General features: G+C 73.8%; 6 protein-coding genes. 3 read left to right on the forward strand and 3 right to left on the reverse strand.

Annotation, left to right across the window (positions count from 1 at the left end):
• On the reverse strand, positions 1-398 hold a 398-nt coding region (locus MHW47_RS29570; protein WP_239226846.1), incomplete at its 3' end, for an alpha/beta fold hydrolase.
• Positions 399-575: 177 nt separating this feature from the next.
• On the opposite strand from MHW47_RS29570, the gene paaK reads away from it, so the two are divergent.
• Positions 576-1859, forward strand: a complete 1284-nt coding sequence (gene paaK / locus MHW47_RS29575; RefSeq protein WP_239226848.1) for a phenylacetate--CoA ligase PaaK — start codon at positions 576-578, stop codon at positions 1857-1859.
• 111 nt (positions 1860-1970) lie between these two features.
• Positions 1971-2753: an SAM-dependent methyltransferase gene (locus MHW47_RS29580; protein ID WP_239226850.1), complete on the forward strand. Its 783-nt coding sequence runs from the start codon at positions 1971-1973 to the stop codon at positions 2751-2753.
• Positions 2754-2768: 15 nt separating this feature from the next.
• Here the strand turns inward: MHW47_RS29580 and MHW47_RS29585 are convergent, their stop codons facing one another.
• Positions 2769-4268, reverse strand: coding sequence for an acyl-CoA synthetase (locus MHW47_RS29585; protein WP_239226852.1), 1500 nt, complete (start codon positions 4266-4268; stop codon positions 2769-2771).
• Between the two features lie 230 nt (positions 4269-4498).
• On the opposite strand from MHW47_RS29585, the gene MHW47_RS29590 reads away from it, so the two are divergent.
• Positions 4499-6334, forward strand: coding sequence for a serine hydrolase domain-containing protein (locus MHW47_RS29590; protein WP_239226854.1), 1836 nt, complete (start codon positions 4499-4501; stop codon positions 6332-6334).
• A gap of 55 nt (positions 6335-6389) precedes the next feature.
• Here the strand turns inward: MHW47_RS29590 and MHW47_RS29595 are convergent.
• A partial coding sequence (locus MHW47_RS29595; RefSeq protein ID WP_239226856.1) for a tetratricopeptide repeat protein occupies positions 6390-7379 on the reverse strand: 990 nt, incomplete at its 5' end.

Below are 7379 nucleotides of genomic sequence, written 5' to 3' on the forward strand. Positions count from 1 at the left end.
CGGCCGGCGGCGGGGAGGCCGGCGGCGCGGGTGGTGGGGGTGACGAGGACCAGGGAGCGCAGCCGGTGCGGGTGGCGGGCGGCGTAGAGCGCGGCGAGGTCGCCGGCCGCGGAGTGGGCGAGCAGGTCGACGCGGTCGAGGCCCAGGTGGACGCGCAGGGCCTCGATGTCCTCGGTCTGCCGGTCGCAGCGGTAGGTGGCGGGGTCCTCGGGGGCGGCGGAGTCGCCGGTGCCGCGCGGGTCGAGGAGGATCAGCCGCCGGCGGGTGGCGAGACCGCCGAGGGTGCCGAGGTAGGCGCTCGCCCGCATGGGGCCGCCCGGCAGGCAGATCAGCGGCGCCCCCTCCCCCGCGAAGTGGTAGGCCAGTTCGGTCCCGTCGTACGTGTGGAAGGTCGGCATCCCTCCATCCAAACAGGGCCGTCCGGGTGGTGTGGGCACTTCGGGACGCTGTGCGGAGGGGGAGCGGAGATGCGTCGCGCCTCTTGCCAGGGGGTGCGTGATCCTGAATTACTGCTCCCGGCAGAGACGACCGAATGATCGGTCGTCGGCATGGCGTACGGAACGGGGAGGCCCCGCATGACGGTGCTGCTGGACGCGGCGGAACGGATGAGCCGCGACGGGCTCGAAGCCCTCCAGCTGGAGCGGCTGCGGGCCACGCTGCGCCACGCGTACGAGAACGTCGCGCACTACCGGGAGGCGTTCGACCGGGCGGGGCTGCGGCCGGAGGACTGCCGTTCGCTCGCCGACCTGGCCCGGTTCCCGTTCACCACCAAGGCCGATCTGCGCGACAACTACCCGTTCGGGATGTTCGCGGTGCCGGAGTCGGAGGTCCGCCGGCTCCACGCCTCCAGCGGCACGACGGGCCGTCCGACCGTGGTCGGCTACACGGAGCGCGACCTGGACACCTGGGCGGACGTGGTGGCGCGCTCCATCCGGGCGGCGGGCGGCCGGCCGGGGCACAAGATCCATGTGGCGTACGGCTACGGTCTGTTCACCGGCGGTCTGGGCGCGCACTACGGGGCGGAGCGGCTGGGGTGCACGGTGATCCCGGCGTCGGGCGGCATGACGGCCCGCCAGGTGCGGCTGATCCAGGACTTCCGGCCCGACGTCATCATGGTGACGCCCTCGTACATGCTGACCATCCTCGACGAGTTCGAGCGGCAGGGTGTCGATCCGCGCACGACCTCGCTGAAGACGGGGATCTTCGGGGCCGAGCCGTGGACCGGGGAGATGCGGCGCGAGATCGAGGAGCGGTTCGGGATCGACGCGGTGGACATCTACGGGCTGTCGGAGGTGATGGGGCCGGGGGTGGCGCAGGAGTGCGTGGAGACGAAGGACGGGCTGCACATCTGGGAGGACCACTTCTATCCGGAGGTGGTGGACCCGGTGTCCGGCGAGGTGCTGCCCGACGGGGAGGAGGGCGAGCTGGTGTTCACCTCGCTCACCAAGGAGGCCATGCCGGTGATCCGGTACCGGACGCGGGACCTGTCCCGGCTGCTGCCCGGTACGGCCCGCGTCTTCCGGCGCATGGAGAAGGTCACCGGGCGCAGCGACGACCTGGTGATTTTGCGGGGAGTCAACCTCTTCCCCACGCAGATCGAGGAGATCGTGCTGCGGATCCCGGGGGTGTCGCCGCACTTCCAGCTGCGGCTCACCCGCGAGGGCCGGCTCGACGTGCTGACGGTGCGGGCGGAGGCCCGGCCGGGGGCGACGCCGGAACAGCGGACGGCGGCCGCCGCGTCGGTGGCGGCGGCCGTCAAGGACGGCATCGGCGTCTCGGTGGGGGTGGAGATCCTCGATCCGGAGACGCTGGAGCGGTCGGTGGGCAAGTTCCGCCGGATCGTGGACGAGCGCGGGTGACGGGCCAACTCGCCTGCTGAGCGGCGGGGTTGCTGTGGCAGGATGAGCCCGGGTGAGCCATTGTCCGCCGGGGGACGCGTGTTCTCCGGCCCGAGGGTTGGGGAGCACAACATGACGGCAGGCCCGATCGACACCAGCAGGCCGCATCCGGCCCGTGTCTACGACTACCTTCTGGGCGGCAAGGACCACTACCCCGTCGACGAGGAGCTGGGCCGGCAGATGCCGGAGCCGGCGAAGGCGGGGGTCGCGCAGAACCGGGCCTTCATGCACCGGGCGGCCGCCTGGGCGGCGCGCGAGGGCATCGACCAGTTCCTCGACATCGGGACCGGCATCCCGACCCGGCCGAACCTCCACCAGATCGTCCAGGAGATCAATCCGGCGGCCCGCGTCGTCTACACGGACAACGATCCGATCGTCCTGCGGCACGCGGAGGCGCTGCTGGTCAGCACCCCGGAGGGCGTCACCGACTATCTGGAGGCCGATGTGCGGTCGCCGGAGAAGATCCTCGACCACGCCCGTACGGTGCTCGACTTCGAGCGGCCCGTGGCGCTCTCGATGATCGCCCTGATGCACTTCCTGGCCGCCGAGGACGACCCGTACGGCATCACCCGCACGCTGGTCGACGCGCTGCCCGCCGGGAGCTGCCTGGTGCTCTCGCACTTCACGGTGGACTTCCTCGCCGCCCACCAGGAGGCCCTGGCCCGCTACCGGTCGAGCGGCATCACGCTGATGCCCCGCAGCGGCGCGGAGGTGGCCCGCTTCTTCGACGGGCTCGACCTGGTCGAACCGGGCCTGGTGGCCGCCCCTCAGTGGCGGGGCACGCCCGCCCCGGAGCACGCCGCGACACCCGACACGATCTACGCGGGGGTCGGCCGGGTCCGCGGGCGGGCGTGAGCGCCCCGGCGGCCGTCAGGCGAGGCGGTCGCGCAGTTCGCGCTTGAGGATCTTGCCGCTGGCGTTGCGCGGGAGGCCGTCCGCGAACACGATCCGCTTCGGGGCCTTGAAGTGGGCGAGGCGTTCGCGGGCGTGGCCGATCAGTTCCTCCTCGGTGGCCTCGCCCTTGAGGACGACGACGGCGGTGACGGCCTCGATCCAGCGCTCGTCGGGCAGCCCGACGACGGCGGTCTCGGCGACGGCGGGGTGGGTGTAGAGGGCGTCCTCGACCTGCCGGGAGGCGACGAGCACCCCGCCGGAGTTGATGACGTCCTTCACCCGGTCCACGACCGTGAAGTAGCCCTCCGCGTCACGGACGGCGAGGTCGCCCGAGTGGAACCAGCCGTCGCGGAACGCCTCGGCGCTCTCCTCGGGCTTGTCCCAGTAGCCCGAGCACAGCTGGGGCGAGCGGTAGACCACCTCGCCCGGGGTGCCGTCGGGCACCTCGTCCCCCTTCTCGTCCACGACCCTGGCCTCGACGAAGAGGACGGGCCTGCCGCACGAGTCCATCCGGCCCTCGTGCTCGTCGGGCCCGAGGACGGTGGCCAGCGGGCCGATCTCGCTCTGCCCGAAGCAGTTGTAGAAGGCCAGCCCGGGAAGCCGGCCGCGCAGGCGCTCCAGCACCGGGACGGGCATGATCGACGCCCCGTAGTACGCCTTGCGCAGCCCGCCCAGGTCGCGGGAGGCGAACTCGGGGTGGTTGGCGAGGCCGATCCACACGGTGGGCGGGGCGAAGAGGCTGTCGGCCGCCCCGGACTCGACCAGGTCGAAGATCCGGGCCGGGTCGGGGGCGTCCAGCACGGTGTTCTCGGCGCCCACCGCCAGGTAGGGCAGCAGGAAGACGTGCATCTGCGCCGAGTGGTAGAGCGGCAGCGCGTGGACGGGCCGGTCGGCGGCGCGCAGGTCGAGGGCGGTGACGGCGCTGACGTACTCGTGGACGAGGGCGCCGTTGGTCATCATGGCGCCCTTGGGGAGCGCGGTGGTCCCGGACGTGTAGAGCAGCTGGACCAGGTCGTCGGCGCCCGGCTCGTGCGCGGGGGCGAAGGGGCGCGGGGTGGCGAGGCCGGTCAGCAGCGAGTCCCCGGCGTCACGCAGCGCCCGTACGGCGAAGCCCTCGGGGAGCCGGTCCGCGAGGGCCGGGTCGGTGAGGACCAGGGAGCTGCCGGACTGGCCCAGGATGTACGCCAGGTCGTCCCCGGTGAGGTTCTGGTTGACGGGGACGTGGACGAGGCCGGCGCGGGCGCAGGCGAGGAACGCGATCAGGTACGCGTCGGAGTTGTGGGCGTAGGCGGCGACCCGGTCCCCCGGCCGCAGCCCGTGGTCCTCGGTGAGGAGGGCGGCGGCGGTGGTGACGGCCGCGTCGAGTTCGCGGTAGGTCCAGGCCCGGTCGGCGTACCGCAGGGCGGTCCGTTCGGGGGTGCGCCGTGCGCTGCGGGTCACGACGCCGTCGACTGTGCTGCTGCGTACACCGGTCATGGCGTGATCCTGGGTGGCCGGGGCGCGGGGGTCAAGGGTCTCCCCCGCCGGGCCGGCCGGCCCACCGCGCACGGTCCCCGCCTCCGGCATTCATGACGACCCGTCAGATTTATTGCGGCGCCGCCCCCTTCGACCCGGCGGGCGGTGACAGTACCCTCTGCCTCGGCAGGAAGTTTCACGCTCGGAAGAGATTTCGAAAGTAACTTTCAGGCAGTGGGAAGGGATCGCGGATGACGCGGGACACGGCAGGCGGGGGCATCAGCAGACGGCGGCTCGGAGGTGGCATGCTGGCCCTGGGCGGAGCGCTCGCCCTGGCGCCCATCCCCTTCGCGGGCACGGCGTCGGCCACGGAGTCGGAGGCGAAGTCGCCGGAGACGGACACGGGCCGGGGTGCCCGGCCGACGCTGCGGTACGGGTCGGCGGCCCGTGCCGGACTGCTGCGCGAGCCGCTCGACCGGCTGGTGACGGAGGCGGAGCGCTATCTCGACGCCTCGCCCCGCCACCCCTGGTACGCGGGCGCGGTGCTGCTCGCGGGGCGCGGCGGGACGGTGGCGCTGCACCGGCCGATCGGCATGGCGGTGCGCTACTCGGCGTACGACGAGGCGACCGACACCGGCGTGGAGTTCCCCCCGGACCGGCAGATCCCGATGGCCCGCGACACCGTCTTCGACCTGGCGTCGGTCTCGAAGCTGTTCACCTCGATCCTGGCCGTGCAGCAGATCGAGCGCGGCACGCTGGAACTGGAGGCGAAGGTCGCCTCCTACCTGCCGGACTTCGCCCGCGGCGGCAAGCAGGACATCACCGTCCGCCAGCTCCTCACCCACACCTCCGGGTTCCGGGCCTGGATTCCGCTCTACCTCGCGCCGACGCGGGAGGGGAAGCTGGAGATGCTGTGGAACGAGGAGCCGGCCCACGCGCCCGGCACGGTCTACCTCTACTCCGACCTGAACCTGATCTCGCTCCAGCTGGTCCTGGAGAAGCTGACCGGACTCCCCCTGGACGTGCTGCTGCGCGAGCGGATCACCGCCCCGCTCGGCATGCGCCGCACCCGCTACAACCCGCCCGCCTCCTGGAAGCCGAAGATCGCCGCCACGGAGGACGCCCGGCAGCCCTGGTCCGGCCTGGAACGGGGCCTGGTCTGGGGCGAGGTGCACGACGAGAACGCGTACAGCCTGGACGGGGTCGCCGGGCACGCCGGGGTGTTCTCCTGCGCCTGGGACCTGGCGATCCTGGCGCGCACCCTGCTCAACGGCGGGGTGTACGGCCGGGCCCGCATCCTCACGCGGGACTCCGTCGAGCTGCTCTTCACGGACTTCAACACGGCGTTCCCGGGTGACGAGCACGGCCTGGGCTTCGAGCTCTACCAGCACTGGTACATGGGTGCCATGGCCACGCCGCGTACGGCCGGGCACACCGGGTTCACCGGGACGAGCCTGGTGCTGGACCCGACGACGGACTCGTTCCTGATCGTCCTCGGCAACTCCGTGCACCCGGTGCGCACCTGGCGTTCCGGGAGCGCGCCGCGTGTGGCCACCGCCAACCAGATGGCGCGGGCGGTCGCCGTCCGGCCGGCCCACGGCCGCACCGCCTGGTTCTCCGGGATGGCGAGCGCCGCCACGGCGACCCTGGCGCTGCCGCCGCTGGCGCTCGCCTCCTCGCGGGCCCGGCTGACCTGTGCGCTGTGGTGGGACACCGAGCCGGCCTCGGACTTCCTGCGCCTGGAGGGTTCGACGGATGCCGGGGCCACCTGGGAGCCGGTCCCGTTCACCACCACGCCCGCCGCCGGCGGCCGGGACCGGCCCGCCGGGCCCGAGGAGCACCCGGACGGCTCGCTCTCCGGCTGGTCGGGCCGCGTCTGGCACCGTCTGGAGGCCGGTCTCGCCGGTCTGCGGGGCGCGGAGGTCCGGCTCAGGTGGCGCTACACCACGGACCAGCTGTACGTGGGCCGGGGCGTGTACGTGGACGGCATCCGGGTCGAGGACGGCGGCCGTACGGTCTTCGACGAGCACCGGGCGCCGGATGCCCGGCGCATCGAGGCGGACGGCTGGGCGGCGTCGGCCGACTGACCGATCCGCCGCGGACGCGGGGCGGGCCGGCCCGGCCGCCCGCCCCCGTACCGGCTCAGGGCGGCGGGCCGGCCGGCTGCCCCCGGAGCGCGGCGACGTCCCGGTAGAGGTCGGCGGCCTCGCGGGCGCGGCCCAGTTGTTCCAGGCAGTGCGCCTCGTCGTCGCGTCCCGCCAGGGTGTCCGGGTGGGCGGCGCCCAGCAGCCGGGTCCGGGCGTCGGCGACCTGCCGGTAGACGGTGAGGGCCTCCGCCCAGCGGCCCAGCCAGCCGAGGGCGACGGCGACCTCGCGGCGGCTGACCAGGGTGTCGTGGTGGTCGGGGCCCAGTACGTGTTCCCGGGCGGCGCAGACCGCGCGCGCCTCCGCGAGGGCCTCGTCCCAGCGGGCCAGCCGGCCGAGGTTGACGCCCAGCCCGTGGCGGGCGCGCAGGGTCTCGGGGTCGTGGGGGCCGTTGACCCGTATGCGGTCGGCGACCAGGGCGCGGTACAGCTCCAGGGCGTCGACGCTGCGGCCGAGGCGGCCCAGGCTGATGCCGACCTCGTAGCGGGTGGCGAGGGTGTCGGGGTGGTCGGGGCCCAGCAGCCGGCTCCGGGCCTCGGCGACCTGCCGGTAGGTGTGCAGGGCCTCGGTCCAGCGGCCGAGCCGGCCCAGCGCGTACCCGACCTCGTACAGCGTCACCAGGGTGTCGGGATGGTCCTGGCCCAGGACGCGGGCGCGGGCGGCGGCCACGTCGCGGGCCATGCGGTACGACTCCTCCAGGCGTCCCAGGCGGCTGAGGCTGAAGGCCAGGTTGTGCCGGCAGCGCAGGGTGTCGGGGTGGTCCGGGCCGGACGCGCGCTCCCGTGACGCGAGCACGGCGGTGTGCAGTTCGTGGGCCTCGGCGTGCCGCCCGAGCCGGCCCAGCGCGTACGCCATCTGCTGCCGGGCGGCCAGGGTCTCGCCGTGGTCGGGGCCGAGGAGGCGGGCCCGGTCCTCGGCGAGCCGGCCGAACTCGCGCAGCGCGTGCTCGGCGCGCCCCTCGCGGCCCGGTCCCAAGCCCGGTCCGGG

The sequence above is a fragment of the Streptomyces sp. OfavH-34-F genome (genome assembly GCF_022347745.1).
Lineage (GTDB): Bacteria > Actinomycetota > Actinomycetes > Streptomycetales > Streptomycetaceae > Streptomyces.

Bases quoted from the DNA above. Each gene is read 5' to 3' on its own strand.
- paaK (WP_239226848.1), top strand. From the start codon at position 576: ATGACGGTGCTGCTGGACGCGGCGGAACGGATGAGCCGCGACGGGCTC.
- MHW47_RS29580 (WP_239226850.1), top strand. From the start codon at position 1,971: ATGACGGCAGGCCCGATCGACACCAGCAGGCCGCATCCGGCCCGTGTC.
- MHW47_RS29585 (WP_239226852.1), bottom strand. From the start codon at position 4,268: ATGACCGGTGTACGCAGCAGCACAGTCGACGGCGTCGTGACCCGCAGC.
- MHW47_RS29590 (WP_239226854.1), top strand. From the start codon at position 4,499: ATGACGCGGGACACGGCAGGCGGGGGCATCAGCAGACGGCGGCTCGGA.